Here is a 26,905-nt window from a genome sequence, read left to right as displayed (position 1 = left end):
TGGTCTCACAATTTACCGGCAGCCTTGAGCCGGATGTACATGTCCGCGACGCGCGGCGGCAGCTGGTGCGGTTCGGCGTCCACCACTTCCACACCGTACCGGCGAAGCTCGGCGCTGACGGCGGCGCGCTGCAGGAGGGCCCGTTCCGCAGCGGCGGCCCGGAATACCCCGGCAGCATCGCCGCGCTCCCGGACCATGGCGCCCAGCTGCGGATCCCGGACAGCTGCCACCACCACCACATGGTCCTGGGCCAGCCGGGCGGCGGCCGGCAGGAGCCCTTCCTCCGGCGCGCCGCCGTCGAGGGAAGTCAGCAGCACTACAAGGGAGCGATGGGCCGTGACGGCGCGGACCTGGGCAGGGACGGCCGGCCAGTCCATCTCGATGAGCTCCGGATCCAGCGGTGCCATGGACTGGACCAGCTGTCCCAGCAGATTGCCCTGGATGGCGGTTCCTGCCCGGGCCCGTGCCCTGCGGTCAAACGCCAGGAAGTCCACCCGGTCGCCGCCGCGCTCGGCAAGCACACCGAGGAGGAGCGCCGCTTCCATCCCGGTGTCGAGGCGGGTCTCGTCGTCGATCCTCGCTGCCGCTGTCCGTGACGTGTCGAGGACCATCACCACCCGGCGGTCACGTTCGGGCCGCCAGGTGCGGACCACGACGGCGGACCTGCGGGCGGTTGCGCGCCAGTCAATGGACCGGACGTCGTCGCCCCGGACATAGTCCCGCAGGGAATCGAATTCGGTGCCGGCCCCGCGGATCTGGACGGCCGCTTTCCCGTCCAGTTCCCGCAGTTTCCGCAGTTTGGAGGGCAGGTGCCGGCGCGAATGGAACGGCGGCAGGACACGCAGCGCCCCGGGGCAGTCAACGGTGCGCTGGCGTGCTGCCAGGCGCAGGGGGCCAAAGGAGCGCAGCGTCACGTGCGGGGCCTTGAGGTCGCCGCGGCGGACCGGCCGGAGCCGGACAGTGATGCGCCGGCTTTCATGCGCGGGAACATCAATGCCCTGGACCGGGTCCTGTGCTCCGGCTGACGGCTGCCAGCCGTCCCGCAGCAAGCCGTGCAGCCGCCGGCTCCCGTCATTGCGGACAATGAGCCTGGCCTCCGCCGTCCCGTTCAGCGTGACGTTGCCGGGATCGGAGCGCAGCACCTGGACCGGTTTCAGCGCGCCGGCGAGGAGCAGGTCGGTGCCGCACAGGACGGCGAGGACGGCCAACACGGCACATACGGTTCCCCATCCGGGCAGCAGCAGGACCGGAACCAGGCCCAGCAGCACCAGCAGGACAAAGCGCCCGGAAATGGCCATCAGCGCGGAACGGGAACGGACGCCAGGATGCTGCCCAGCACGTCATCCACCCGGACCCCGTCCATCTGGGCCTCGGGCTGCAGCGCCACCCGGTGCCGGAGGCAGGGCAGGGCCAGCGCCTTGACGTCGTCGGGGGTGACGAAGCTCCTGCCGGACAGCCAGGCCCAGGACCGGGAGGTGTTAAGGAGCGCTGTGGCTCCACGCGGCGAAACGCCCAGCAGGAAGGACGGTGCCGTGCGGGTGGCCCGCACCAGGTCAACGATATAGCCGATGATTTCCTGTTCGACGGCGACGCCCGTGACGGCCTGCCGGGCCCGCTCCAGGTCTGCGGCGCCCGCGACGGAACGGACCCCGGCCGCTGCCAGGTCGCGCGGGTCGAACCCGGCCGCATGGCGGCGGATGACTTCCATCTCCGCCGAACGCTCTGGCAGGGGCATGGTGAGCTTGAGCAGGAAGCGGTCCAACTGGGCTTCCGGTAGGGGATAGGTGCCCTCGTACTCCACCGGGTTCTGCGTGGCGGCCACCAGGAACGGGGCGGGCAGCGGGCGGGACACGCCGTCCACCGAGACCTGCCGTTCCTCCATCGCCTCCAGCAGCGAAGCCTGGGTCTTGGGCGGCGTCCGGTTGATTTCGTCTGCCAGCAGGAGGTTGGTGAATACCGGCCCTTCCCGGAACGTGAACCCGGCGGTGTGCGAGTCGTAGACCAGGGACCCGGTGACATCGCCGGGCATCAGGTCCGGGGTGAACTGCACCCGCTTGGTGTCCAGGTCCAGTGCCGCGGACAGGGCCCGTACCAGCAGGGTCTTTGCCACGCCCGGCACACCCTCCAGCAGCACATGCCCCTGGGACAGCAGGGCGATCAGCATGCCGGTCACCGTAGCGTCCTGTCCCACCACCGCCTTCGACACCTCGTGGCGCACATCCAGCAGGGCCTGCCGGGCGGAATCGTGCTCCATCGGGTCCAGGACCCGCTGGCCGCTGCCATATTCACTCATCGGCTGTTGACCTCTTTCTCTAGGTTGTCCAGTTCCTGTGCCCAGGCGACCAGCCGGGACTCGCTGCCGGGATGGTGGTTGAGGAGGTCCCGTATATCGGCTGCCGGCCGGCCCAGCAACCGTGCCGCCGCCTCAATGACGGTGTCGGCAGAGGCTCCCGGTCCGGGCCGGAGCCTGGCGGCCAGCCGTACCAGGATCCCGGCGCGGAGGTTGTCCCGTGCCTGGTCCACCGCGTGGGCGTCGTGGTACATCCGGGCGCGGCCCTCTGCGGTTTCCACTGCCTTCACCACCACTGGCAGCGGCTCGAACACCAGCGGGCCGAGCCGCCGGCCGCGCCACGCGATCGCGGCCAGGGCGACCACCAGCAGCCACGGGCCCAGGAAACGGACCCACTCCGGTGCGAGCTCGTCCAGGGTCTGCCCTGACCCGGACGCGGCCACATCCTCCAGTGACGGCAGGTACCAGACCAGGTCCGGAGACTTGCCCAGGGTACGGAGCGCAAGGGCAGCATGGCCCCGCTCATCCAGCTGCCCATTGCCCAGGACCACCGTGCTGCCCAACACCGTCAGCTGCCCGTCGCCGCTGACAGCCAGCAGCCCGGCGGCACTACCGGCAGGCCGGTAACAGGACACCCCGCCGTCGTACACGAAACCCTGGCTGCCCGAGACCTCCCCCGCGGCCAGGGCGTCCGGGAGCGGACAGCCGGGGGCCAGCGGGGGAGCATCGTCGGGCACCACTCCCGCCTGCCTGATACCGCTGCCCAGTGCGGTGAGTGTTTCCAGCCGCGGCGTGACCACTACAACCTCCCCGGCGGCGGCCGCCAGATCACGGAGCCGGGGTTCGTCGAGGATCCCGTTGCGGTCATACAGCAGGAGGGTTGCGGCTGAACTTTCCCCCAGCGCGGCCATCGCCTCCTCGAACGTTCCGGCTGTGTGCACGTCCACTCCGTGGCGCCCCAGGATCTGGGTGACGGCCCGTGCGCCGTCCGGACCTGCGTTGCCGGGGGACAGCGGAACGGCGTCACCCCGGGGAGCCAGCTGGCCCCAGACAACCAGGCCCAGGGCGACGGCCACCACCGCGCAGAGGGCCGTCAACGCACGGTGCTTGCGGAGCCAAGGCAGTGGTGTCCGCCCGGGAGCGGGAGAAGGAGCTGCCCCGCGGATAAGGGTGTCCGTCATCTGAGGGCCGCCGGGGGCTGCAGTGCCGACTCCGGTTTCGCCGCCTCGAGATCCGCGTCCAGGCCGGCCAGCTCCTGGTAGTCGCCCCGGCCTGCCGGCCGGTTCCCGTACCGCACAGCGTCGAAGACGCCTGCCGCGCGCTCCAGGCCCCCTGCTTCCCTGGGGAACGGCACGGCCAGCTCCCGAGCCACCTCGTCCGCCGTGCGCCCGGGCTGCGGTTCGAGGATGGTCCGGTCTTCAGCCGCGCGGACCAGTGCACGGAAGCGTTCGACGACGGCGTCCCCCCATTCACCAGACGCGGCCGACGCCTCGGCGCGCTGCCTGTATTCAGCGGCGGAAAGGACGCTGTCCGCCTCGAAAACATCCCTGGTCCGGCGTGGCGCTGCGTTCAGGCGCGGCCTGGCCAGGATCACGGCGGCCGCGATGACGAGGGCAATGACAATCCCGATCACGGGACCCGGCAGGGGACCTGCGGACTGCGAGGATCCGTCCAGGGACGAAAACCAGTCAAGGAAGTTCTCCCAGACTGTTTCGATCCACGACGGTGCAGCCTCACGGTATTCCGCCTTGGTGAGTTCTTCCTCAGCCCACCGCCGGGCTTCCCCTGCCCCGGGGAGCACGGGGGGTTCAGTGGCCATGCGGCCACGGGCCGGAGGAAGGTCCGTTGTCCGGTCCCCGGACGTTGTCAGCCCCGCGGCCCGGGACGCCGTCGGGATCGGCGCCCGATTCGGCAAGGCGCAGGAGGCTGATGTCCAGGCCGTCTTTCCGCATCCGCAGGTCCATGTAGAGCAGCGCCATCACGGACGTCTGGAACGCATACCCGAGGGCGCCCACCAGGGCGCCCAGGACAGCAGTAACCACGCCGAGTGCCACGGCGGTGGCTGCCGCGTCGCCGCCCCCGCCAAGTGGATCGGTGAATGTGGTGAGGAAACCTGCCAGAAGGCTGACCGGGATCATCACCACCTGGCTGATGACCCCCACCAAAATGCTGACCACCAGCGTGATGCCGAGGATCCGCCACCAGTTGGCGCGGGTCAGCTCCCAGGACCGCCGGAGCCCGGCCAAGGCTCCCAGTTCCTCAATCACGACTGCGGCGGGAGCCACCATCAGTTTGACGGCGATCCAGATGGACAGCGCGATAAAAGCAAGGACAAGCGGAATGAGCAGGAGCGCCCCGGTTCCTTCCATGCTGGACACCAGGGCTACCGCAAGCGCCGCGAGGAGACCGAAAGCCAGGATCCCGGCGGCCACCAGCAGCAGCGCCAGGCGGACCAGCGCCCCGGCCCGCGACCGGGAGAGTGCCCACATCTGGCGGAACCCTGTCCGCCGGTTCAGGATGGCGCGCGCCACCGGGACCACCATCGCACCCTGGAGGACTGCGGAAATCAGCAGCGTGAGCAGGCCGACCACGAGGAAGGCGGAAAAGAAACCGATGCCCAGTGACGCCGCTTCCGCCGGGCTGGCACTCTCCGCCCAGGCTTCGATGGATCCCGTGGAGGTGGCGGTGACGGCGGTGATGACGGCCGCAAGGATGGCTGTCAGGGACTGGGCAAGCACGGCGGCCCCCAGCATGGCTTTCGGATTCCGCCGGATGGCCTGGAAGGAGCCGTCCATGATCTCCCCGAACATCAGGGGGCGGAGCGGGACGATGCCGGGCTTGGGCGGTGCCATGTAGCGGGGCTGGCCGTAGGGGGCGCCGTTCTGCATTCCCGGCTGCGGAGCCCGGGCGTAGGGGAAGCCGGGTGCGGGCGGCGGTCCCCACGGTGGCTGCTGGCCGGCAGGCTGCTGCCAGTCCGGCGGTCCCCAGGGCTGCTGCCCGGGAGGCTGTTGCTGGCCGGGCCACTGCGAACCTGGCGGCTTTTGTCCCGGCCAAGGTTGCTGCCCCGGCCATGGCGCATCAGAGGGCCACTGTGGGCCTGAATCCTGTGGTGACACCCTGTTCCTTCCCCCGTACCAGGCCGTCGGCTGCCCGCCGCGCCCGGCGCACTGCGCGGAGGGCGCCGGGAAGGTCCGGCATGCCCCCAGCCTATAGTTCCGGCGTCGGCCGTCCTAGCGTTCCGCCATGCCGGGGGCCGCTGAACAGGACAAAGACTGCCTGATAAGGGAATATATAACTATGAAGGCACGCATTCTGGTGGTTGATGATGACGAAGCGCTGGCCGAAATGATTGGAATTGTTCTCCGCAATGACGGCTTTGAGCCGGTCTTCTGCGCCGACGGCGCCCAGGCGCTGGACGTATTCCGGTCATCCAGGCCGGACCTTGTACTGCTGGACCTCATGCTTCCGGGCGTGGACGGCATCGAGGTCTGCCGGCAGATCCGTGCCGAATCGGACGTGCCCATCGTCATGCTGACCGCCAAGTCGGACACATCCGACGTGGTCCGCGGCCTGGAATCCGGCGCTGACGACTACGTGCCCAAGCCGTTCAAGCCCGCCGAACTGGTGGCGCGCGTCAGGGCACGCCTCCGTCCCGGCGACCAGAAAGCACCGGAAACCCTGCGGATCGCCGACATCACCATAGACGTCGCAGGCCACACCGTCAGCCGGGGCAACGAACGGATCTCGCTCACGCCGCTCGAATTCGACCTCCTGGTGGCACTGGCCCGCAAACCGTGGCAGGTGTTCACCCGCGAACTGCTGCTCGAACAGGTCTGGGGCTACCGTCATGCTGCGGACACGCGCCTGGTCAACGTCCATGTCCAGCGCCTGCGGTCCAAGATTGAACGCGACCCGGAGGCCCCGGAAGTTGTAATGACGGTGCGTGGTGTCGGCTACAAAGCAGGGGCCTGACCCCGCTGCTTCCGGTGAGGGACGCAAAGCCGGCGCAACGCCGCCCGCGCCCCACTCATCCGGAGGCCCCCCAGGCGTTCAGGGGGCAGACGGGGAGCACCCGGCCCCGGAACATACAGAGTCCCTGACCCCCGGATTCCGCGAACTGGCCTTCCGGGGGCGGATCTGGCAGCGCCGGGCCCTGATTGTCAGTCTTCGCGTGGCGCGGCTCGTCGGGACGGGCTTCCGCCGCTTCCTTCCCGCACTGCGCCACATCGGCCGCGCCCTCCAGCGCCGGTGGCGCCGGTCCCTTCAGTTCCGCACCGTCCTCACCACGCTCCTCCTGGCCGTGACCTCCTTCGCGGCGGTGGGGGCATACCTCTCCCACCAGATCGCCAACAACCTGTTCCAGGAGCGACTGACACAGGCGGAGTCGGAGACCCGCTACAACGTCAAGCAGGTCCAGGACACGTTCGACGGCGCCCAGGTCACCGACCAGTCCAGCGTCATCACCCTGGTCTATGACACCCTGAACGCCGTGGAAGGCAGGGGTTCCGTCATCCAGCGCCGCTACGTGTTCGAGGCGATGCCCGAGCAGACCAAGCCCAGGAACCGGTGGGTTGAGTCGCGCGCGTCGGACCAGTTGACGGTGAGCGTCATCCCGCCCGAACTGCGGAAGGCAGTCCAGGAATCCGGGAAGGACCAGTACTGGGCATCCACTGTCATTCCCGTGGGCACCGAGGACAGGCCCGGCATTGCCGTCGGCAACAAGGTGACATTTAACGGCACCGTGTACGAGCTCTACCTGATCTATGACCTGAACACCGCCCAGCAGACCCTTGATGAGATCCAGCGCGTGCTCTGGGCCGGCGGCGCGGTGCTGGTGCTGCTGATCGGCGCCGTGGCCTGGTACGTCACCCGCAACGTGGTCAGCCCGGTCAGCCATGCCGCCATGGTGTCCGAAAAACTTGCCGCCGGGCAGTTGCAGGAACGCATGGTGGTCCGCGGCGAGGACGAGGTGGCGCGCCTTGGTGCTTCCTTTAACCACATGGCTGCCAGCCTCCAGGAACAGATCACCCAGCTGGCCACCCTGTCCCAGATGCAGCAGCGCTTCGTCTCCGACGTCTCGCACGAGCTCCGGACACCGCTGACAACCGTTCGGATGGCAGCCGAGGTCCTGTACGACGCCCGCGACGATTTCGACCCCATTAATAAACGGTCGGCGGAACTGCTCTACAACCAGGTGGAGCGCTTCCAGTCCCTGCTGTCCGACCTGCTGGAGATCTCGCGCTTCGACGCCGGCGTGGCCGTCCTGGATGCTGAGCCGGAGGACATCCTGCAGGTTGTTGCGCATGTCATCGAAGGGGCTGCGCCCGTGGCGGCGGAGTACGGTTCCGAAATTGTCCTCAGCGCACCCACCCAGCCCATCATCGTGGAGATGGACGCGCGTCGTATCGACAGGATCCTGCGGAACCTGATCCTCAATGCCGTTGAACACGGTGTGGGGAAACCCGTCACCGTCACCGTCGCAGCCAACCAGGCCGCCGTCGGAATTGCCGTCCGTGACCGCGGCATCGGCATGGAGCCTTCCGAGGCTGCCCGCGTCTTCGACAGGTTCTGGCGTGCCGACCCTGCCCGCGCCCGCACCACCGGCGGCAGCGGATTGGGCCTGTCGATCGCCATGGAGGACACCAAACTGCATAACGGCTGGCTGCAGGCCTGGGGCAGGAAAGGCTCCGGCGCCAACTTCCGGCTCACGCTGCCGCTCCACCAGGGGGAAGACATCGATACGTCGCCCGTCCAGCTTGAACCCGACGACGTCATGGCACCGGGCGAACCGCGCAACATCCCCAGGGAAACGGACAACCGCAACATGCTGGTCCTCGAAACCGGCGCAGCACGCCTGGCTCCGGTGCCGACGTCGAAGGAAACTCCATGATGCCCCGCCGCCTGCGCCTGGTGAAGGGCGCCGCGTTCCTGCTGGCCCTCGTGTTCGTCCTCGCCGGTTGTGCGCGGATCCCCACTTCCGGGCCCGTGGGAAAGAGCAGCGAGGGTAGCGCGGGCAACCTCAGCGCACCCGTCTTCCTCCCGGCAGCACCGCAGCCGGGCGCCTCGCCCGAGACGATCATCGACTACTTCTACCGGGCCGGAAGCGGCTATGAGGACGACTACGCCGTCGCCCGCCAATACCTGACCCAGGCTTCCTCCGTGTCCTGGAAGCCGGACCAGCGTGCCCTCGTCTACCGGGACGCCCGGGTGGTGGCTACAGACACCGAAAACGTCTACAACTACGAGCTCGACGTCGCCTACACAATCGACGCGGACGGGATCGCCACGCAATCACCCGAAGGAACAGTGGAGAAGATCCCCGTGACCGTCACCCAGGTGGACGGTGAGTGGCGCATCTCGGCAATTCCCGACGGCACTGCCATCGCCGAGGAGACCTTCAAGGTGATCTACGGCGCGTATCCCATCTACTTCTACGATCCCACTTTCACCTTTGCTGTCCCGGATGTGCGCTGGTTCATCAGGAACAAGACGGTGAAGTCGATGACCAGTGCCCTGCTTGCCGGGCCCGCCCCGTACCTGCGGGGCGCGGTAGCCAGTGCCTTCCCCTCCGGCATCAAGCTGGCCCGCGAATCCGTCCCGGTGGTGTCCGGGGCAGCGCAGGTTGACCTGACGGCCAAGGAACTGATGGAGACTTCGCCGGCGGACCGGCTCCGCATGCAGATGCAGCTGACGCTGACGTTCCGCAGCCAGCCCGATGTGGTCAATGTGGAACTGCGGGCGAACCAGGACCTGGTCCGGGTGGAGGATGACGGGTCCGTGCTGCCGCCGGTGCAGGACAAGAGCGTGCCGTCGCGCCAGATCGCCATCAGCGGCAACGAACTGGTGAGATACGAGAACAACAGGGTCTCCCCGCTGCCGGACATGCAGCCGGTCTCCGCCCTGAATCCGCGGTTCCCGGCCGAATCCCCGGTATCGCAGACAGCAGCGTTCCTCAACGACGGCAGGACCACCCTCTACGGCATCAACCCGGGCCAGCCGGCACGGTCCCTTACCACCCGAAGCACGCTGAGCCGCCCCTCCTTCGACCTCAACGACTGGGTGTGGACCGCCGGGCCGGGAGGGAACGGCGCCACTGAAGTGGTTGCCTACCGCCCCGGCGGGGTGGCCGAGGGGGCGTCCGTCCCCGCGGTCACGTTGGCGCCCGCCTGGCTCGCCGGGCGGACCGTCAAGGAACTCCGGATCTCGCGGGAGGGGGTCCGGGCCCTGGTCATCTCCGAACAGAACGGCAGGACGCGGGTGCAGGTGGCAGGCATCATCCGTGGCGGTGACGGAACACCCCGGGAACTGACGGCACCGGTCACCCTCGCCACCGACAGCAACCCTGACCAGGGGGCGTGGGTCAGTGACACAACGGTGGCGGTTATGAAGGGGGCAGCGGCGTCCAACGTCACCCCGGAACTGCTGTCCCTCACGTCCGGCCAGCCGCAGCAGCTGGCTCCGTGGCCCGGGCTTGTGGCACTCAGCGCGGGAAATGGCGCCGAGGAGGTCTACGGGCAGTCAGCCGAGGGTATTTTCCAGCGGCTGGGCAACGGGTGGTCACCGCAGATCAAGGGCCCTATCGACCCGTCGTTCCCCGGCTGACACGGAGGAGCTGCGGCGCATCCTGCCGCCGCTCCACCGGCATTGTCCACATGCGACGACGGAGCATTGTCCTTCGATGCCCGCGGCGTGGAACGTGGAGCCATGACCAGTCCAGCGCTGCTGCCTCCTCCCGGCCGCCGGCCCCGGGCTGATCCGGATCTCTTTCCCCCGCCGCCGCGGTCAGCCCGGCACCGGTCAAGGCGCGGCAGCCGGCTGCTCCGCCTTGGGGATGAGCTGTCCGGCGCCGCCGCCGACCTCCTGGCATTGGCCGTTCCGGTGGATTGCGTGTGCTGCGGCGCTGAAGACTTTGAACTCTGCGCCGCCTGCGACCGCCACCTCAGACGCCTGACCAGGGATCCGTTCCGCGCGGAGACCGGGGCGCCTGCGCTGATGGACATTGGCGGCAGGGTGCTGCTGCCCGTCGTAGCCGCCGGCGTTTACCGGGAGGAGCTTGCGCAGGCGCTCCTCTCGTTCAAACGGCACGGCCAACGTCAGCTCAGGAGCAGCCTTGGCCGGGCACTGGCCCGTGCTGTCCTGGCGGCGGCGGGGGAGGGGCAGGCAGTCTGTTTTGTCCCCGTCCCCACCAGTTCCGCGGCCTACCTGAAGAGGGGTTTCAGCCCCGTCCACCTGCTCCTGGCAGAGGTGGCGCGGGCGACGCCGGGAGTCCCCGTGGCGGACGTCCTCGGCAAGGCAGGCAGGGCGGGACTCCGGCTGGCCGGAGGGCAGAAGGGGCTCGGCCGCGGGGCCCGGGCCAAGCGTGTTCGGGGCTCTATGAAGGTCTGCCGCCGCGCCCGGGCACGGATTGCCGGACGCCGCTGCATCATCGTCGACGACGTCCTCACTACCGGTGCCACCCTCGCCGAAGCGGCCCGGGCCTTGCACCAGGAGGGGGCCATCGTCACCGGCGCGGTGGTCCTGGCTGCGACACGCCCGCCCGACGCAGGTGCCGCCGGGGCGGATGCCTCCGGTGCCGCGGAAGCAACCATGACTTAGAAAAAAATAAACCGGGAAAGGATGAATAACGGATGGCTATGAACTAACGTCGGTGGTGGGTACCAAGAACAGAATGTACCTGTCGATGGCGGCTCGGAGAGGGGCTTGACTGTCAAACAGCTCGGCCCAGCGAAGTGCCGCCGTCGTGTCACCGAAGTCATTTGGAGGGCACCATGGAGTTTATGATCAGCGGACGAAATCTGACAGTTTCAGACCGGTTCCGCGAATATGCCGGGGAGAAGATCTCAAAGATCGAGTCGCTTGGAGACAAAGTCCAGCGCGTCGATGCCAAGGTCTCCAAGGAGACGAACGCCCGGCAGACCGGCGACCAGCTGACCGTTGAGGTGACAGTATTGGGCCGTGGACCTGTGATCCGTGCCGAAGCCAGTGCCGCCGACAAGTTCGCAGCGTTCGATCTTGCTTACAACAAACTGCTTGAGCGTCTCCGCCGCGCCAAGGACCGCAAGAAGGTCCACCACGGGCGGCACACTCCGAAGGCCGTCCGTGAAGCGACCGCCACACTCGAACCTGCCAGTGCCCATGAACCGCTTTATGTCGAGGCGAGCCACCGGAATGACGCCGCGGCAGCCCCTGCTGACAAGTCCCCGTATGACGTGGACAACGACATCCCGGCCGGCGATTCCCCCGTGCTGATCCGCCGCAAGGTCTTTCCGGCCGCATCCCTTTCGCTGGATGACGCCGTCGACAATATGGAGCTTGTGGGCCACGATTTCTACCTCTTCGTGGACAAGGCAACCAACACGCCGTCGGTGGTCTACCGGCGCCGCGGCTGGACGTACGGTGTCATCACGCTTGACCACGAATGCGAGCCCGGGGACACGGTTATCGAGGAGAAAATCCTTGCCTACCGCTCGGATGACGCTGCAGCCAACGCCTAGGGTGGCCGCAGCCACCGGGGAGGACTGATGTGCCGCCGCTGAGCCTGGAGCAGGCACGGCGGATCGCTTTGGCAGCGCAGGGACTCCACAAAGGACGGCCCGCCGGCCCCGTGACTTCACGGACGGTGGGCCGGACCTTTGCCCAGATACAGCTGGTACAGATCGACTCCGTCAATGTGCTTTCACGCAGCCATTTCCTTCCCTTCTTTTCGCGGCTCGGCAATTACGACCGCACCATCCTGCAGCGGATGTCCGGCGTCCATCCACGCCGCATGGTGGAGTACTGGGCCCACGAGGCGAGCTACATACGTCCCGAGCACTACCATGACCTCCTGCTCTGGCAGCGGCGCGCCTGGGTCGGAGCAGGACGGATGGATCCTGGCCAACGAGCCGCCATTGCCGCCAAAATACTCGACACCCTCGCGAACAGCCGCCCCCTGACTGCTTCGGAACTGACCGCCAGGATTGGCCATATCGAGGAAAGACAGGAACTGAACTGGGGCTGGAACTGGAATGCAGTTAAGCGGGTGCTGGAGCATCTGTTCGAGGAGGGCCTGGTCTCCGCGGCCGCACGGACAGAACAGTTCGAGCGCAAGTACACACTGACTCCCAGAGTGCTGCCCCACCTCGACCGGAACGGGGACCCGGATCCGGCAGGCGCGCTGCACCGCCTTACGGAGGCGGCAGCCCAGGCGCACGGTATTGGAAGCATCCGGTGTTTCGCCGACTACTTCCGCACGCCGGTCAAGGCAACGGCCCAGTCCGTTGAGCATCTGGTGCGCACGGGCAGGCTTGAGCCGGTAAAAGTGGCCGGCTGGAACCGAGACGTCTACCGGCACGTGGAAGCCGTGCTGCCGCGGCGGGCCGTGGGGCGCGCCCTGCTCAGCCCGTTCGACTCGCTGGTCTTCGAGCGCCGCCGGCTCGAGGAACTGTTCGGGTTCCACTACAGGATCGAGATCTACACGCCGGAACATAAAAGGCGGTTTGGCTACTACGTCCTTCCGTTCCTCCTCCGCGACAGGATCGTCGCCCGCGTGGACCTGAAGGCCGACCGCGCCGGCGGGAAGCTGCTGGCGAGATCCGCCTTTGCCGAGCCGGAAGCCCCGGCGGACACCGCCGTCGAACTCGCCGCGGAGCTGGCCCTCATGGCCCAGTGGCTGGGGCTGGGGAAGGTGGAGGTGCAGCCCACGGGCGACCTGGCGCCGGACCTCGCCAAAGCCGTGGCGCTCGGATAGACGAGTATCAGCTCTGAGGGAAACCGGCGTCTGCCGGTGGTCTCTCCCGTAGACTAAAAACGCCAGAATTCGGCGGCATGAGACTGGGAGCATTTTCACGTGGCATCACTTATCGAAAAACTACTCCGCACGGGTGACAAAAAAACCCTGCGGCAACTGCGGAACTATGCCGACTCCATCAATGCACTCGAAGACTCGTTCAAGACCTTCACCGACGCTGAACTCCGCGAGGAAACGGACCGTCTGCGCGAACGGCACCAGGACGGCGAGAAACTGGACGACCTGCTTCCGGAGGCCTTCGCCGCGGTCAGGGAAGCCTCGTCCCGGACCCTGGGCATGCGGCACTTCGACGTCCAGCTGATGGGTGGCGCCGCCCTGCACCTTGGCAACATCGCCGAAATGAAGACCGGTGAAGGCAAGACCCTGGTGGCAACCGCTCCTGCCTACCTGAACGCCCTCGCCGGCAAGGGTGTTCACGTGGTCACCGTGAACGACTACCTGGCCGAATACCAGTCCGACCTGATGGGCCGCGTCTACCGGTTCCTGGGCCTGACCAGCGGATGCATCCTGTCCAACCAGGATCCTTCGGTGCGGCGCCAGCAGTATGCAGCCGACATCACGTACGGCACCAACAATGAGTTCGGGTTCGACTACCTGCGGGACAACATGGCCTGGGACCGGAACGAACTTGTCCAGCGCGGGCACCACTTCGCGATCGTGGACGAGGTGGACTCCATCCTGATTGACGAAGCACGTACGCCACTGATCATCTCCGGCCCTGCCCAGGGCGACACCAACCGGTGGTACAGCGAGTTCGCAAAGGTTGTTCTCCGGCTCCAGCCCGAGAAGGACTACGAGGTCGATGAGAAAAAGCGGACCGTCGGCGTGCTGGAGAGCGGCATCGAGAAAGTCGAGGACTACCTCGGTATTTCCAACCTCTACGAATCGGCGAACACTCCGCTGATCGGTTTCCTCAACAACGCCATTAAGGCGAAGGAACTGTTCAAGCGGGACAAGGACTACGTCATCCTCGACGGCGAGGTCCTGATCGTTGATGAGCACACGGGCCGCATCCTGGCCGGGCGCCGCTACAACGAGGGCATGCACCAGGCGATCGAGGCCAAGGAAGGCGTCGAGATCAAGGCCGAGAACCAGACGCTGGCCACCGTGACCCTGCAGAACTACTTCCGCATGTACGCCAAGCTTTCCGGCATGACCGGTACCGCGGAAACCGAGGCCGCCGAGTTCATGAGCACCTACAAGCTCGGCGTCGTGCCCATTCCCACGAACCGGGATATGCAGCGCATCGACCAGCCGGACCTGGTCTTCAAGAACGAGACCGTCAAGTTCGACGCCGTGGTGCGTGACATCGCCGAACGCCACGAAAAGGGCCAGCCCGTCCTGGTGGGCACCACCAGCGTCGAAAAGAGCGAATACCTGTCCCGGCTCCTTGCCAAGGAAGGCATCCGGCACGAGGTCCTCAACGCCAAGAACCATGCCCGCGAGGCTGCCATCGTTGCCCAGGCCGGCCGCAAGGGCGCCGTCACCGTGGCTACCAACATGGCCGGCCGCGGTACGGACATCATGCTGGGCGGCAACGCAGAATTCACCGCCGTTGCAGAACTCGCAAAGCGGGGTCTGGACCCGGAGGAAAATTCGGAGGAGTACGAGTCCGCGTGGCCTGCCGCCCTCGAATCAGCCAAGCAGTCGGTCAAGGACGAACATGAGGAAGTGCTGAACCTTGGCGGCCTCTACGTCCTGGGCACGGAGCGGCACGAGTCCCGCCGCATCGACAACCAGCTCCGCGGCCGGTCCGGCCGCCAGGGAGACCCGGGCGAGTCCCGCTTCTACCTGTCCCTGACCGATGACCTGATGCGGCTGTTCAACTCCGGTGCTGCCGAACGCCTCATGAACAGCTCGGTACCGGACGACGTCGCGCTCGAATCCAAGCTTGTCTCGCGCGCCATCGCCTCTGCCCAGGGACAGGTGGAAGGCCGCAACGCCGAGCAGCGCAAGAACGTGCTGAAGTACGACGACGTCCTGAACCGCCAGCGCGAGGCCATCTACAGCGACCGGCGCCGCATCCTGGAAGGCGACGACCTGCACGAGAAGGTGCAGTTCTTCGTCGAGGACACCATCACGGCCCTGATCAACGACGCAACGGCAGAAGGGAACGGCGACGACTGGGACTTCCAGCAGCTCTGGACCAACCTGAAGACGCTCTACCCTGTCACCGTCACTGCCGAGGAAATCATCGAAGAGGCCGGCGGCAAGTCAAGGGTCACTGTCGAAATGCTGAAGGAAGAGCTGCTGTCCGACGCCCGCCTGGTGTACCAGGCGCGGGAGGAAGCCCTCGGCTCCGAGAGCATGCGGGAGCTGGAGCGCCGCGTGGTCCTGTCCGTCATCGGGCGCAAGTGGCAGGAACACCTCTACGAGATGGATTACCTCAAGGAAGGCATCGGCCTGCGCGCCATGGCGCAGCGCGACCCGCTCGTTGAGTACCAGCGTGAAGGTTTTGTCCTGTTCCAGAGCATGATGGAGGCCATCCGCGAGGAAAGCGTGGGGTTCCTGTTCAACCTGGAAGTGGAAGTCACCCCAGCCCAGGACGTCGTGGTGCCGGACGCGGCCGGCGGACATACCGAGCACGTTGAGCCTCAGGTGAAAGCGGCCGGCCTGGAAGCGCCGGAAAAGCCTGCGCAGCTGCAGTACACGGCACCGAGCGAAAGCGGCGGAACCCAGACCCGCGTCGAGACCCGCTCGTCCGGCCGTTCCGGAAATCCCGCCAAGGCAGCGGCACAGGATGCGGCCCGGCGTTCCACGGGCAAGAAGAAGCGCCGCTGAACCAGCAATTGTTGATGTAGCGCTGCCGGATGGCACGCAGCCCAGGAGGCAGGTCCGCAAGTTCCGGACCTGCCTCTTGTCTACGCATCAGCCGATGACAAGTTCGGTCACCCTCCACACTTGCTTGCTGCGCTCCAGCCGGACGGCGACGGCGCGGGCACGGACGTCATCCACCACCACCGCGCTTGCTTCGAAAACACCTTCGGCGACTTCGCAGACGCGGACCGAGCGGACGATGGAATTCCGGTGGAGGCGGGCCAGCGCGGGGTTTCCGGTGCGGGTTATCTCCCGCCTGATGAGGGAAGCCCGATGCTGCAGATTTCCCAGGCATCGCGGATCCAGCCGACGGGCCAGTTGGTGGACGGGCCGGATCCCCGCCAGTACTTCCATCGCGGCCTGGACTGTGCCACGGGCTATGGCCCGTACCTCTGCTGTTTCGTCCACCGCCCGAAGCTCCGGTGCATTGGGAGGCCGCGGCGTCCTGCTGCGGCCGTGGTCCATCTGAGCTCCCGCTGTTCTGGGGGCGCGTCCTGTTCCCGGTTTGCTGGCTGTTGGTCCCTGGACGGCACGGATTGGCGTGACGGCAGACATGGGTTCCCCTTTGGTATTGGTTTCGTTTTTTGGATTCGTGCCTCTGGTGCCGCCGGGCCGCGTTCCTGCAGGGTGACGGCTGGTTACGCAGGTGCCGGCGGCAGCAGGATCTGTCCCGGCAGAAGGACATCCGGGTTCTGGCCAATGAGTTCCTTGTTGGCTTCGTACCAGCGCGGCCATTCGAGGGCTATGTCCACGTCCGACGCCCCGTGCCCCAGATGATTCGCCACAATCGTCCACAGACTGTCGCCGGCAAGGACGGTGACGCCTCCGGCAGGCCAACCCGTTGCGCGTGAGGAGAACCCGCCCCGCACGGGGGACGCGGCCAGCGGCCCAGGTTCGACGACGGGTTCCCGCGGCTGCCACCCGGGTTCAACCGTTGACGGGGGAGCGGGGCTGGAAGGGGCCTTAGAGGCCTTTGCAGCAGAGGGTCGGGCGGCATGTGGCTGAGCCAGGGAGTCTTTCCCGGCGGCAGATGAGGTGCTTTCCTGACCTTGGCTTGTGGGTAAGCATTCAGGCCCCGGTACTGCCGCGTTGGCAGCAGCGCCCGACAAGAGCTGGAACGACACTGTGGCAATGACCAGCCGCCGCATAAAAGCCGGAGACATCCTGCCTGCCGCTGCTGCGGCACGCCCCCTGCCACGTCTCTCAAACATCACACTGGCTGTCGCACAGGCGAGGGAAGCGAACCACCAGAGGAGGAGGACAGTACCGAAGGCTGCTGCGCCCGCCCCCAGAATCTGGTCCAGAGTGAACTGATGGTTCCGTGCTATGGATTCCTGCCATTGGCCGAGAAGTCCCGCTCCGATGGCGAGAAGCAGCCCGCCCAGGAGCAGCAGGGTGGCGGCCATCACAGCGTCCGCGCCGAGGGTGGTGCCCGGTCGTGCCATCTAAGTCCCCTTTAATGCACTTTGATGCGGTTTGATGCTGACTGAATCAGTTTGCTCGCATATTTGCGTGTTTGTCCAGACGCTGGAGCATGGAAATTGTTTTGTTGACCGGCCGGGGATGCGGCCCTACTCTGGCCGGATGCGCTGGGATGCACTCTTCAATGACATGGAAAGCCAGATGGCGGAATCGGACCGGCTGTCACTCGACGCCGAGGTCAATGAACGCGCCAAGGTGGAGGAGGTGGAGCTAGGGCTGGCCGACAGATTGCGATCGGCACTCGGCTGCCTGGTCACTGTGCACCTGTCCGGCGGGGAAACGCTGCACGGCACACTGGCGCACGCCGGAGCGGACGCCCTGGTGCTCCATGACGATCCACACCAGATCCTGGTTCCCTACGCCGCGGCGGCCCGATATGTTGGCCTGGGCAGGTTCTCGCGTTCAGAGCCGTCGAAGGTGCGCCGCGGGTTAGGTCTCGCGCACTCTTTGCGTGCCCTCGCGAGGGACCGGGCGGTTCTTACCGTTACCTTGGGGTACGGCGCCGGCCCCGTCCGCCTGGAAGGGGTCATTGACAGGGTGGGAAGGGACTACTTCGACCTCGCGGCAGTGGTTCCCGGGGAACCGCGGCGAAGCGTTCACGTCACGGGCGTTTCGAGCATTCCGTTCGCGGCGCTGGCAGCCATCAGGTCGCCCCTTGTGCGGGACACGTGACAGGCCCGGCCGGAAGGCCTGTGGTTGCGCGTGCCTGGTTAGACAGACCGGGACTTGGACTCCTGGATCATGCGGCTGGCCTCGGCGTAGCGCTCCTCGATGTACTGCTCGAGCATTTTCTCTTCGACGCGCCATTGGCCCCGGCCGCCCACCTGGATAGCCTTCAGTTCTCCGCTTCGCACCAGTGCGTACGCGGCAGGCGAATTGATCTGGAGCTGCTCAGCGACATCCGCGAGCGTCAGGAACCTGGGCATGCCTCCATTTTGCCATCACTTGGCTCACTTTGCGTCCGTTATCCACAGATTGGCATTGTTTGCGCCAATGACTTTCGTTTGGCAGCCCTTGCCGCAACAATGAGGTGTCCGGCCGCAACGGGGGTGCCGGCGCTACCAGGGGGAGAAGCGGCATGGTTCCAGAATCGACGGCCACGGCCACGGCTGCGCGCCTGAGGCGCCCCTCCTGGAAAGATCCCCGCCTGCTGGTGGGCATACTGCTGGTCCTCGTGTCCGTGGCAGGCGTGGTCTTCCTGGTCAACGGTGCGGACCGGACGACGGAGGTTTACGCAGCCCGTGACGGCATCGCCGTGGGAGAGCAGCTCACCCCCGAAAACGTTGTCCGGGCCAAGGTCCGGCTGGGTGAAACCGAGCAGCACTACATCCCCGTCGAATCCGGTTTGCCGGAGGGGATGGTGGCCGTGCAGCGGATCGGCAAGGACCAGTTGGTTCCCCGGGCAAGCCTGGGTGAGGTAGATGACCTTGACCGCAAACCGGTGGCCATCAGCGTCGAGGGGACCCTGCCGTCGCAGGCTGTGGCAGGTGCAAGGGTTGACGTGTGGGTTGCCCAGCCTGATGCGAAGAACGGCTTCAGCGAGCCAAAGCTCCTTCTTCCCGGAGCTGAGATTGCTGAGGTGGCAGAAGGTTCTTCTGCCCTCGGCTCCACTAAAACAACCGTGCTCATGGTCCTCGTGGAGGACGGCCAGATGCCGGCTCTGCTCGGCGCACAGGCCAACGACGCGAAGATCTCGGTTGTCTGGAATCCGGGCGGCGGAACGCGATGAGCATCCCGGTGGTCACCGTAGGCCAGAGCCGGGAGGATCTGGTGGGCGGACTTGAACGGCTGCACGGGCCTGTCACGGTTGTCAGAAGATGCGCGGAGCTCGCGGAACTGCTGGCCGCATGCCAAAGCGGAATGGCGCGGGCGGCCGTAGTTGCGGATGGCAGCGAGGGATTGACGGCTTCGCTCGTGGACAGGCTTGAAGCCGTGGGAGTCGCCATCATTGCGCTGACGGACAATGCCGAAGAAGCCGCAAGGCTGCGAAAGATCGGCGTCTCCTGTGCATTGTCCGCGGTTGAATCAGCTGAGTTGTCCCAACGGATCTCGGAGGCAGTGGAGCAACTAACAGCTGGCGGCCGGGGATCAACAGGCCGGGGATCCTCCCTGGCGGACACCGGTGCAGCCCTTCAAGCGAAGCTGGCGGACACACCCGCAACTTCTCCCGACGTCCCCGGGGCCGGACGCGTTATTGCCGTGTGGGGTCCGGCAGGGTCTCCGGGGCGCACCACCCTCGCGGCGAACATCGCCGGCGAACTGGCCGCGGACGGGCAGCAGGTTCTCCTCATTGATGCCGACAGTTATGGCGCAAGCATTGCCGCCGTGCTGGGTCTGCTGGATGAATCGGCAGGCCTGGCGCAGGCCTGCAGGCTGGCTGACCAGGGGAGGCTGGATGATGCTGCCCTTGAACGGATTGCCACCCCGGTTGCCACTGTTTCCGGGACGTTCAGGGTGTTGACCGGCATTACCCGCGCGGACCGGTGGACCGAGCTTCGGGCGCCCGCCCTTGCGCTGGTCCTGGAGCGGGCGCGCCGGAATGCCGACGCCGTGATTGTTGATACCGGTTTTTGCCTCGAAGCAGATGAGGAGCTCAGCTTCGACACTTTGGCCCCGCGCCGAAATGCCGCCACGCTGCGTCCGCTGGAGCTGGCCGACACAATTTACGCCGTCGGCGCCGCCGATCCCGTAGGAGTGCCGCGCCTCGTGCGTGGGCTTGCAGAACTTGAGGCCGCAGTGCCGCAGGCCTCTCCCGTTGTGGTGATGAACAAGGTACGTGCCTCGTCCGTGGGCAGGAATCCCGAACGGCAGCTGCGGGAAGCATGGGAAAGGTTCGGTCCGGCGTTCGCCCTCAACGAGTTCCTTCCCTATGATGCGGCAGCTGCTGATGCAGCCCTGCTGTCAGGGTCACTGCTGCTTGAGGCAGCACCCGAGTCGATGCTGCGCCGCGCTGTGCGGAGGCTCGTTTGTGCACCTGACCAGCAAAAATCTCAATCCTCTGTCTTTTCTTCCACAGCAAGGCGTCGGGCAAAGGACTAGGCTCGCCATAAGAGCTGCAATGGAGCGGCAAAAACTTGTGATGGAGGCGTGTGTCGATGTCGTCGGGATCCAGCGTGGAGGATCAGCCCCTTTCCATTGAAGGCGCGGAAGGCTTCATTGGGGACTACTACCAGCATCTGGCCGAGGAGGACGCGCGGAGCTATCCCCGCGAAGTACTCGTTGCCCGGGCAGAGAACCACCGTGAGGTTGCGGCTGTGCGGCGGCCCGGCCAGGCGAAAACCGCCATTATTGACGAGGAAGACAGCAGTGTTGTCTTCGTGGTCACTGACGACATGCCGTTCCTGGTTGACTCGGTCAATGCCGAGCTCGTCCGCCAGCACGCCGCCATCAAGCTGGTGGTCCACCCCCTGATTGTCGCCACCCGCGACAGGGACAACGGAAACCTGGTCAAAGTGAACAGGGTCCCGTCCCACATCGGAATCTCCAGCGGTGACACGGCAGCAATGCCCAGCCTGTCCCACCTCATCGCGCAGGGTGAAAATGCCTCGCACATGGAGTCCTGGATCGCCGTCGAAATCAACCGCGTGTCCGAGGAAACCAAGGCGTCCTTGCTGGAGGGCCTGAACCGGGTCCTTAATGATGTCCGGGCTGCCGTGGAGGACTGGCCCAAAATGCGCCAGAAGGCGCGGCAGATCTCCGAAAGCCTGGACCAGGTGGCAAACCCGGCACAGATCGCGGAGCTGCGGCAGGCGAAGGACCTGCTCCGCTGGCTGGACGACGGCAACTTCACCTTCCTGGGGTACAGGGAGTACGACCTCATCAACGTGGATGGCGAGGACGTCCTTGAACTGCGCGAGGACAGCGGGCTGGGGCTTCTGCGGGCGGCTGCAGACTCGCCGCACATCCAGCACCTCACCGACACCGGGCGGAAGAAGGCCCGGGAAAAGCGGGCCCTCGTCATCACCAAGGCCAACTCCCGCTCTACAGTCCACCGCTCCGCGTACCTGGACTACATCGGGGTCAAGAGCTTTGACGCCGCGGGCAACGTCAACGGCGAACGGCGCTTCATCGGACTCTTTGCCACCAGCGCCTACACCGGCTCGGTCCGGAACATCCCGATTGTCCGCGAGAAAGTCGATGCCGTCCTGCGCAGTGCCGGCTTCCCGCCTGACTCCCACTCCGGCAAGGACCTGCTGGGAATCCTGGAAACCTACCCCCGTGACGAACTTTTCCAGATTGAAGTCCCGGACCTGGCAGCAACCGCCCTGGGCATCCAAAAACTGCAGGAACGCCGCAGGACGCGGCTGTTCCTGAGGCCGGACATCTACGGACGGTTCATGTCCGCCGTCGTCTACCTTCCGCGCGACCGGTACACCACCAACGTCCGGCTCCGCATTGAACAGGAACTGCGCGAAACCTTCCAGGCCGTGTCCATCGACTATGAGGCACGCATGACCGAATCGGCACTCGCGCGCCTGTTCTTCCGCATCCGCCTGCCCAAGAACGCCGACGTCAGCCACGTGAACACCGCGGAACTTGAAAAGCGGCTGGTCCGCGCGGCCCGCTCCTGGAGCGAAGGGATTGCCGAGGTCCTGCGCGAGGGCCGGGACGCCGAGGAAGCCAAGGAGCTCGCCGCCATCTGGGCTGAAGCCTTCCCCGCGGGCTACCGGGTGGACTACGAGGTGGAGGACGCCCTCGAGGACATCGCCCGCTTCGAAAGATACGGTGCGGCCGCGGAACGTGCGGTGGGGGCCCGCCAGGAACGGCCCGGTGTGCACGTCTACCTTCCCGAAGGGGCAGGGGCGACGCTCGAAGAGGACGCCCGCGTCAAGCTCTATATGCTTGAGCCCAAGAGTCTGAGCCAGATCCTGCCCTACTTCCACAACCTGGGGCTTGAGGTGCTCGACGAGCGCCCGTTCGAGATCGAAACCGCGGACCGCCGTGACTTTTTCCTCTACGACCTGGGGCTGAAGTACCCGGCCGGTGTGGATCCCGTGTCCACCGGGGAGCTGCTGGCCGATTCCTTTGGTGCCGCCGTGACAGGCGCCGCCGAGTCCGATGCGTTTGACCGGCTGGTCCTGCGCGAGGGCATGCACTGGCGGCAGGTCACCGTGCTCCGCGCGTACGCCCGGTACATGCGGCAGATGGGCAACAGCAACTCCTTCGGCTTCATGGCGGACACCCTGCTGGCCAACGCTGACGTCGCCAGGGGCCTAAGTGCGCTGTTTGCCGCTCGCTTTGACCCGGAGCTCAACGACGCCGAGCGGCTGGAAGCCCAGGAGACCGTGCGGCAGGAGCTCGCTGCCTCCATTGAGAAGGTGGCCACGCTCGACGCCGACAGGGTCCTGCGTACGTTCGCCAACCTGATCGAAGCCACGCTGCGGACCAACTACTACCAGGACAAGCGGCACCTGAGCTTTAAGCTCGATCCCTCCCGGATCGACGGGCTGCCCTTCCCCCGGCCAATGTTCGAAATCTGGGTATACGCACCCCGCGTGGAGGGCGTCCACCTCCGCTTCGGCAAGGTCGCCCGCGGCGGGCTCCGCTGGTCGGACCGCCGCGAGGACTTCCGCACGGAGGTCCTGGGCCTGGTGAAGGCACAAACCGTCAAGAACGCCGTCATCGTGCCCACCGGCGCAAAGGGCGGGTTCTTCGCCAAGCAGCTCCCGGACCCCGCCGTTGACCGGGCCGCGTGGATGGCTGAGGGGGTCGAGAGCTACAAGACGTTCATCAGCGGCCTGCTGGACCTCACCGACAACCTCGTGACGGAAGGCGACGGCGAAAGGCTCGTGCCGCCGTCGAACGTTGTCCGGCACGACGATGACGACTCCTACCTCGTGGTGGCGGCCGACAAGGGAACCGCCACGTTCTCCGACATCGCGAACGGGCTCGCCGCCGAGTACGGGTTCTGGCTGGGCGACGCCTTCGCCTCCGGCGGATCCGTGGGATACGACCACAAGGCCATGGGCATAACCGCCCGCGGTGCCTGGGAGTCCGTGAAGCGCCACTTCAGCGAACTCGACCTGGACACCCAAACCCAGCCGTTCACGGTTGTGGGCGTCGGGGACATGTCCGGTGACGTCTTCGGCAACGGGATGCTGCTTTCACGGCATATCCGCCTGGTGGCGGCCTTCGACCACCGCCACATCTTCCTGGACCCCAATCCGGACGAGGAGGCCTCGTTCGTGGAACGGCAGCGGCTGTTCGAGCTGCCGAGGTCGTCCTGGGACGACTATGACAAGTCGCTGATCAGCGAAGGCGGCGGTGTCTTCCCCCGGCAGGCCAAATCCATTCCAGTGTCGCCGCAGGTCCGTGCCGCGCTCGGGCTTCCGGCCGAGACAACGGAACTCAGTCCGCCGGAACTCCTGCGGGCTATCCTGCTCGCCCCTGCCGACCTGCTGTACAACGGCGGCATCGGGACATACGTCAAGGCCAGCACCGAATCCAACGCATCGGTGGGGGACAAGGCGAACGACGCCATCCGGGTTGACGGCCGGGACCTGCGCGTCAAAGTCGTGGGTGAAGGTGGAAACCTCGGCATGACGCAGCGCGGCCGGATCGAAGCCGCCCTGCAGGGAGTAATCCTCAATACCGACGCCATCGACAACTCTGCCGGCGTGGACTGCTCCGACCATGAGGTCAACATCAAGATCTTCGTCGACCGGATGGTCGCGGCGGGCAAGCTCTCCCCGGAAGAACGGCCCGGGTTCCTCGCCTCGATGACCGATGAAGTCGCCCGCCTCGTGCTGGAAGACAACATCGACCAGAACATCCTGCTGCTGAACGACCGGACCAAGGTGGCCGAGTGGAGCCCGAGTTACGAGAGGCTGATGGACTGGCTGGAGAAGTCGGCCGACCTGAAGCGGGACCTTGAAGCGCTGCCCAGCACGGAGTCGCTGCGCGAGCGGCTGCAGCAGGGACAGGGGCTGACGTCCCCCGAGCTGTCGGTCCTCGCGGCGTACGCGAAGATCGAACTGACGTCCGCGCTCCGGGACAGCAAGCTTGCGGACGACCCATGGTTCCGGCAGACGCTGCGGGACTACTTCCCCCTGCAGCTGCGCGAGCGGTTTGACGAGGAACTGGACACCCATCCGCTGCGCCGCGAAATCATCGCAACGGTCGTGGCCAACGACATCATCAACCTCGGCGGCATCACCTTCGCCTTCCGGGTCATGGAAGAGACTTCAGCCAGTGAAGTGGCCGTCGCCAAAGCGTTTGTGGCGCTGCGGGAAATCTACGAGCTGGACTCGATGGTCGGGGAGCTCAACAGCCTGCCTGCATCCTTCCCGACCGAGCACTGGAGCGCCGTCCACCTCGACATCCGGCGGCTGCTGGACCGCGCGGTCAGGTGGCTCCTCACCCAGGGAACCATTTCCCAGCCGATCGCGGATGTGGTGGCCGAGTTCAAGCCGCTGATGGATCCGATGCGTGCCCGCCTCCTGGACTACCTGCGCGGCGATGACCGCGAACGGGTTGCCGGCTGGCTCGAAACAGCGCGTGAATGGGAACTTCCGGAGGGGCTGGCACTGCGCTGGGCCGAGCTCTTCGAGAGCTTTGTGCTGCTGGATATCGCCAAGATTGCCCGGGCCCGGAAGGAACCGGTGGAGGAGATCGCCGCCGTCTACTACACGGTGTTCAACCGGTTCCATGCAGACTCGCTGCTGGAACGGATCAGCAGCCTTCCACGGCAGGACCGGTGGCAGGCCCTGGCCCGGGCGGCGCTCCGGGACGATCTGTATTCCACAGTTTCGGATATGACGACGGCGGTGCTGGACGCAACCGAGCCGGCTGACTCGCCGGAGGCGCGGCTAAAGGAATGGGAGGCCCGGAACGCCGAGCAGCTGGGACGGGCGAAGAGCATGTTCGACGAGGTGAACGCCCTCGAGTCAGACGATATGGCTTCACTGTCGGTAGCATTGAGGCTCTTGAGGTCAATCGTCCGACGCTAGCAATCCGGCGTCGCAAATGGAGGTGCAGTGGCAATCTTTACGGACCCCATCAGGGAACACGCTGATTTCGGGCCGGGCGATGCCGAATGGCTGCACCTGCTGGTGGGGGACTGGCAGATGGTCGCGGACCTGGCGTTCGCAGACCTGGCGCTCTGGTTCCCCCACCCGGAGCATGGGTATATCGCACTGGCGCACGTCCGGCCGTCCACCACCCACACGGTATTCCACGGGGACTTTGTGGGTGAGGGGATCCGGTCGGACCTGCAGCCGCTCGTGGACAAGGCATGGAACAGCCGGGCTATAGAGCGCTCGAGCGAAACAAACTGGAGCAGCGAGATGGCACTCCGGGTGGAGGCCGTGCCCATGGTCCGTAACGGCCGGACGCTGGCAGTGGTCACCACCCACATGGACCTGTCCAGTTCGCGGATGCCGTCCCGCCTTGAACTGACGTACCGCCAGTGCGCCTATGACCTGCTGCGCATGGGCACGCTGGGTCTGTGGCCCGACTTTGCTTCGCCCACCGGGTCCCGGCGCGGTGCTCCGCGTGTGGGGGATGGACTGATCCGGCTCGATGCGGAGGGCGTGGTGCAGTACGCCAGCCCCAACGGGGTCTCGGCTTTCCGGCGCCTTGGCGACGGCGAGTCCCTGGAAGGCCGCTCACTCGCCGAAGTCACGGCCAGCCTGCTCAAGGACCGGCGGATGGTAGACGAGACGCTGCCGCTGGTGGTCACGGGCAGGATGCCGTGGCGGAGCGAGATCGAGTCCCGGGGTGTCAGCCTGTCCCTCCGGGCCATCCCGCTCCGTGACGAACAGCAGCGCTTCGGTGCGCTGGTCTTGTGCCGGGATGTGTCCGAGCTGCGGCGGCGCGAGATGGAACTGGTGACCAAGGATGCAACCATCCGCGAGATCCACCACCGCGTGAAAAACAACCTCCAGACGGTCGCGGCGCTTTTGCGGATGCAGTCCCGGCGGATGGTCAGCGAAGAGGCGAAGCAGGGGCTGGAACAGGCGATGCGCCGGGTCGCCACGATTGCACTCGTGCACGAAACGCTGTCGCAGGGACTGACCCAAAGTGTCGATTTTGACGAGCTGATCGGACGCCAGTTCAGGCTGTCCGCCGAAGTTGCCTCGCCTTCCCAGCAGGTCAGGACCGAGAGGTCCGGCACCTTCGGTGAGCTTCCCAGCGACCTGGCCACGCCATTGGCTCTTGTCATCAATGAACTCGTAACCAACGCAGTGGAGCACGGCCTGGAGGGCAGGGCGGGAACCGTGTGGCTCATTGCCGACCGTTCTGAAGGGGAAGACGGCGAAGAACTTACCGTAACGATCGCCGACGACGGGGTGGGATTGCCGGATACGCCCCACGTTGAAGGACTTGGCCTGCAGATTGTGCGCACGCTGGTGACCAGCGAGCTCGGGGGCACTATCCAGTGGCGGCCGCGCGAGGGCGGCGGCACGGCCGTGCAGATCCGCCTCAGCCTGTCGGGCAAGTAGCTCCGCAAGGGCGCCAGTCGCCGCGTTTGCCTTAAACGGAAAGAGCCCCTGCCGCAGTTTGCGGGAGGGGCTCTTGCGTTGCTG

The 26,905-nt window shown here is 66.2% G+C and carries 20 protein-coding genes; 12 read left to right on the top strand and 8 right to left on the bottom strand.

The window, feature by feature from the left end; all coding sequences use genetic code 11:
* Positions 1 to 5 precede the first annotated feature (5 nt).
* The 5 genes from ACJJV6_RS00745 to ACJJV6_RS00725 are packed head-to-tail and all read right to left on the bottom strand — an operon-like array spanning position 6 to position 5,178.
* Entirely contained in the window at positions 6 to 1,298 is a 1,293-nt protein-coding gene (locus ACJJV6_RS00745; protein ID WP_407709692.1) for a DUF58 domain-containing protein, read from the bottom strand.
* Entirely contained in the window at positions 1,298 to 2,293 is a 996-nt protein-coding gene (locus ACJJV6_RS00740) for an AAA family ATPase (protein WP_407709691.1), read from the bottom strand. The genes ACJJV6_RS00745 and ACJJV6_RS00740 overlap by 1 nt, the downstream gene beginning before the upstream one ends.
* The gene (locus tag ACJJV6_RS00735; RefSeq protein WP_407709690.1) at positions 2,290 to 3,471 is read right to left on the bottom strand and encodes a DUF4350 domain-containing protein; all 1,182 of its coding nucleotides are present in this window, start codon (positions 3,469 to 3,471) and stop codon (positions 2,290 to 2,292) included. The genes ACJJV6_RS00740 and ACJJV6_RS00735 overlap by 4 nt, the downstream gene beginning before the upstream one ends.
* The gene (locus ACJJV6_RS00730) at positions 3,468 to 4,109 is read right to left on the bottom strand and encodes a DUF4129 domain-containing protein (protein ID WP_407709689.1); all 642 of its coding nucleotides are present in this window, start codon (positions 4,107 to 4,109) and stop codon (positions 3,468 to 3,470) included. The genes ACJJV6_RS00735 and ACJJV6_RS00730 overlap by 4 nt, the downstream gene beginning before the upstream one ends.
* The gene (locus tag ACJJV6_RS00725; RefSeq protein ID WP_407709688.1) at positions 4,099 to 5,178 is read right to left on the bottom strand and encodes a hypothetical protein; all 1,080 of its coding nucleotides are present in this window, start codon (positions 5,176 to 5,178) and stop codon (positions 4,099 to 4,101) included. Before ACJJV6_RS00725 ends, ACJJV6_RS00730 begins: the two co-directional genes overlap by 11 nt.
* 409 nt (positions 5,179 to 5,587) lie before the next feature.
* On the opposite strand from ACJJV6_RS00725, the gene mtrA reads away from it, so the two are divergent.
* The 7 genes from mtrA (at position 5,588) to secA (ending at position 15,860) form a co-directional block, all read left to right on the top strand.
* Complete coding sequence (gene mtrA, locus ACJJV6_RS00720; RefSeq protein ID WP_009356825.1) at positions 5,588 to 6,262, top strand: MtrAB system response regulator MtrA; 675 nt, start codon at positions 5,588 to 5,590, stop codon at positions 6,260 to 6,262.
* A gap of 124 nt (positions 6,263 to 6,386) precedes the next feature.
* Positions 6,387 to 8,180, top strand: a complete 1,794-nt coding sequence (gene mtrB / locus ACJJV6_RS00715) for an MtrAB system histidine kinase MtrB (protein ID WP_407710447.1) — start codon at positions 6,387 to 6,389, stop codon at positions 8,178 to 8,180.
* Complete coding sequence (locus ACJJV6_RS00710) at positions 8,180 to 9,892, top strand: LpqB family beta-propeller domain-containing protein (protein WP_407710446.1); 1,713 nt, start codon at positions 8,180 to 8,182, stop codon at positions 9,890 to 9,892. Before mtrB ends, ACJJV6_RS00710 begins: the two co-directional genes overlap by 1 nt.
* 102 nt (positions 9,893 to 9,994) lie before the next feature.
* Positions 9,995 to 10,885: a ComF family protein gene (locus ACJJV6_RS00705; RefSeq protein ID WP_407709687.1), complete on the top strand. Its 891-nt coding sequence runs from the start codon at positions 9,995 to 9,997 to the stop codon at positions 10,883 to 10,885.
* A 173-nt stretch (positions 10,886 to 11,058) separates the two neighbouring features.
* The gene (hpf, locus tag ACJJV6_RS00700; RefSeq protein WP_354175306.1) at positions 11,059 to 11,784 is read left to right on the top strand and encodes a ribosome hibernation-promoting factor, HPF/YfiA family; all 726 of its coding nucleotides are present in this window, start codon (positions 11,059 to 11,061) and stop codon (positions 11,782 to 11,784) included.
* Positions 11,785 to 11,813: 29 nt separating this feature from the next.
* On the top strand, positions 11,814 to 13,019 hold the full coding sequence (locus ACJJV6_RS00695; protein ID WP_009356830.1) for a winged helix-turn-helix domain-containing protein: 1,206 nt from the start codon (positions 11,814 to 11,816) through the stop codon (positions 13,017 to 13,019).
* Between the two features lie 99 nt (positions 13,020 to 13,118).
* Positions 13,119 to 15,860, top strand: coding sequence for a preprotein translocase subunit SecA (gene secA / locus ACJJV6_RS00690; RefSeq protein WP_354175308.1), 2,742 nt, complete (start codon positions 13,119 to 13,121; stop codon positions 15,858 to 15,860).
* An 87-nt stretch (positions 15,861 to 15,947) separates the two neighbouring features.
* Here the strand turns inward: secA and ACJJV6_RS00685 are convergent, their stop codons facing one another.
* Entirely contained in the window at positions 15,948 to 16,304 is a 357-nt protein-coding gene (locus ACJJV6_RS00685; protein ID WP_354175309.1) for an Rv3235 family protein, read from the bottom strand.
* Positions 16,305 to 16,534: 230 nt separating this feature from the next.
* Entirely contained in the window at positions 16,535 to 16,681 is a 147-nt protein-coding gene (locus tag ACJJV6_RS00680) for a hypothetical protein (RefSeq protein ID WP_160166590.1), read from the bottom strand.
* Positions 16,682 to 17,480: 799 nt separating this feature from the next.
* Between ACJJV6_RS00680 and ACJJV6_RS00675 the strand changes: the two genes are divergently transcribed.
* Positions 17,481 to 18,050, top strand: a complete 570-nt coding sequence (locus ACJJV6_RS00675; RefSeq protein WP_407709686.1) for a hypothetical protein — start codon at positions 17,481 to 17,483, stop codon at positions 18,048 to 18,050.
* Between the two features lie 38 nt (positions 18,051 to 18,088).
* Here the strand turns inward: ACJJV6_RS00675 and ACJJV6_RS00670 are convergent, their stop codons facing one another.
* Positions 18,089 to 18,304 (bottom strand): helix-turn-helix domain-containing protein, encoded by a 216-nt coding sequence (locus ACJJV6_RS00670; protein ID WP_009356834.1) that lies wholly within the window; start codon positions 18,302 to 18,304, stop codon positions 18,089 to 18,091.
* Between the two features lie 152 nt (positions 18,305 to 18,456).
* Between ACJJV6_RS00670 and ACJJV6_RS00665 the strand changes: the two genes are divergently transcribed.
* Genes ACJJV6_RS00665 through ACJJV6_RS00650 form a run of 4 tightly spaced genes read left to right on the top strand, consistent with a single transcriptional unit; the run spans position 18,457 to position 26,821 of the window.
* On the top strand, positions 18,457 to 19,107 hold the full coding sequence (locus tag ACJJV6_RS00665) for a hypothetical protein (RefSeq protein WP_407709685.1): 651 nt from the start codon (positions 18,457 to 18,459) through the stop codon (positions 19,105 to 19,107).
* Entirely contained in the window at positions 19,104 to 20,417 is a 1,314-nt protein-coding gene (locus ACJJV6_RS00660) for a CpaE family protein (protein ID WP_407709684.1), read from the top strand. The genes ACJJV6_RS00665 and ACJJV6_RS00660 overlap by 4 nt, the downstream gene beginning before the upstream one ends.
* A 56-nt stretch (positions 20,418 to 20,473) precedes the next feature.
* A complete protein-coding gene (locus tag ACJJV6_RS00655; RefSeq protein WP_354175315.1) occupies positions 20,474 to 25,327 on the top strand; it encodes an NAD-glutamate dehydrogenase in 4,854 nt (1,617 codons plus the stop codon).
* 27 nt (positions 25,328 to 25,354) lie between these two features.
* Positions 25,355 to 26,821, top strand: coding sequence for a sensor histidine kinase (locus ACJJV6_RS00650; protein WP_009356836.1), 1,467 nt, complete (start codon positions 25,355 to 25,357; stop codon positions 26,819 to 26,821).
* The last annotated feature ends 84 nt before the right edge of the window (positions 26,822 to 26,905 follow it).

Origin of the sequence: Arthrobacter nitrophenolicus (genome assembly GCF_045833485.1) — a bacterium.
GTDB lineage: Bacteria > Actinomycetota > Actinomycetes > Actinomycetales > Micrococcaceae > Arthrobacter > Arthrobacter nitrophenolicus.
Note: the sequence above shows the minus strand (reverse complement) of the source record. Positions and strands in the feature narration are given on the sequence as shown.

What these genes read in the sequence shown, in the direction of transcription:
- ACJJV6_RS00655 (WP_354175315.1), top strand. Translation starts at nt 20,474, where the DNA reads ATGTCGTCGGGATCCAGCGTGGAGGATCAGCCCCTTTCCATTGAAGGC.
- ACJJV6_RS00670 (WP_009356834.1), bottom strand. Translation starts at nt 18,304, where the DNA reads ATGCCCAGGTTCCTGACGCTCGCGGATGTCGCTGAGCAGCTCCAGATC.
- ACJJV6_RS00725 (WP_407709688.1), bottom strand. Translation starts at nt 5,178, where the DNA reads ATGCAGAACGGCGCCCCCTACGGCCAGCCCCGCTACATGGCACCGCCC.
- mtrA (WP_009356825.1), top strand. Translation starts at nt 5,588, where the DNA reads ATGAAGGCACGCATTCTGGTGGTTGATGATGACGAAGCGCTGGCCGAA.
- ACJJV6_RS00675 (WP_407709686.1), top strand. Translation starts at nt 17,481, where the DNA reads ATGCGCTGGGATGCACTCTTCAATGACATGGAAAGCCAGATGGCGGAA.
- ACJJV6_RS00710 (WP_407710446.1), top strand. Translation starts at nt 8,180, where the DNA reads ATGCCCCGCCGCCTGCGCCTGGTGAAGGGCGCCGCGTTCCTGCTGGCC.
- ACJJV6_RS00705 (WP_407709687.1), top strand. Translation starts at nt 9,995, where the DNA reads ATGACCAGTCCAGCGCTGCTGCCTCCTCCCGGCCGCCGGCCCCGGGCT.
- ACJJV6_RS00745 (WP_407709692.1), bottom strand. Translation starts at nt 1,298, where the DNA reads ATGGCCATTTCCGGGCGCTTTGTCCTGCTGGTGCTGCTGGGCCTGGTT.
- ACJJV6_RS00665 (WP_407709685.1), top strand. Translation starts at nt 18,457, where the DNA reads ATGGTTCCAGAATCGACGGCCACGGCCACGGCTGCGCGCCTGAGGCGC.
- ACJJV6_RS00660 (WP_407709684.1), top strand. Translation starts at nt 19,104, where the DNA reads ATGAGCATCCCGGTGGTCACCGTAGGCCAGAGCCGGGAGGATCTGGTG.
- ACJJV6_RS00735 (WP_407709690.1), bottom strand. Translation starts at nt 3,471, where the DNA reads ATGACGGACACCCTTATCCGCGGGGCAGCTCCTTCTCCCGCTCCCGGG.
- ACJJV6_RS00740 (WP_407709691.1), bottom strand. Translation starts at nt 2,293, where the DNA reads ATGAGTGAATATGGCAGCGGCCAGCGGGTCCTGGACCCGATGGAGCAC.
- hpf (WP_354175306.1), top strand. Translation starts at nt 11,059, where the DNA reads ATGGAGTTTATGATCAGCGGACGAAATCTGACAGTTTCAGACCGGTTC.
- ACJJV6_RS00730 (WP_407709689.1), bottom strand. Translation starts at nt 4,109, where the DNA reads ATGGCCACTGAACCCCCCGTGCTCCCCGGGGCAGGGGAAGCCCGGCGG.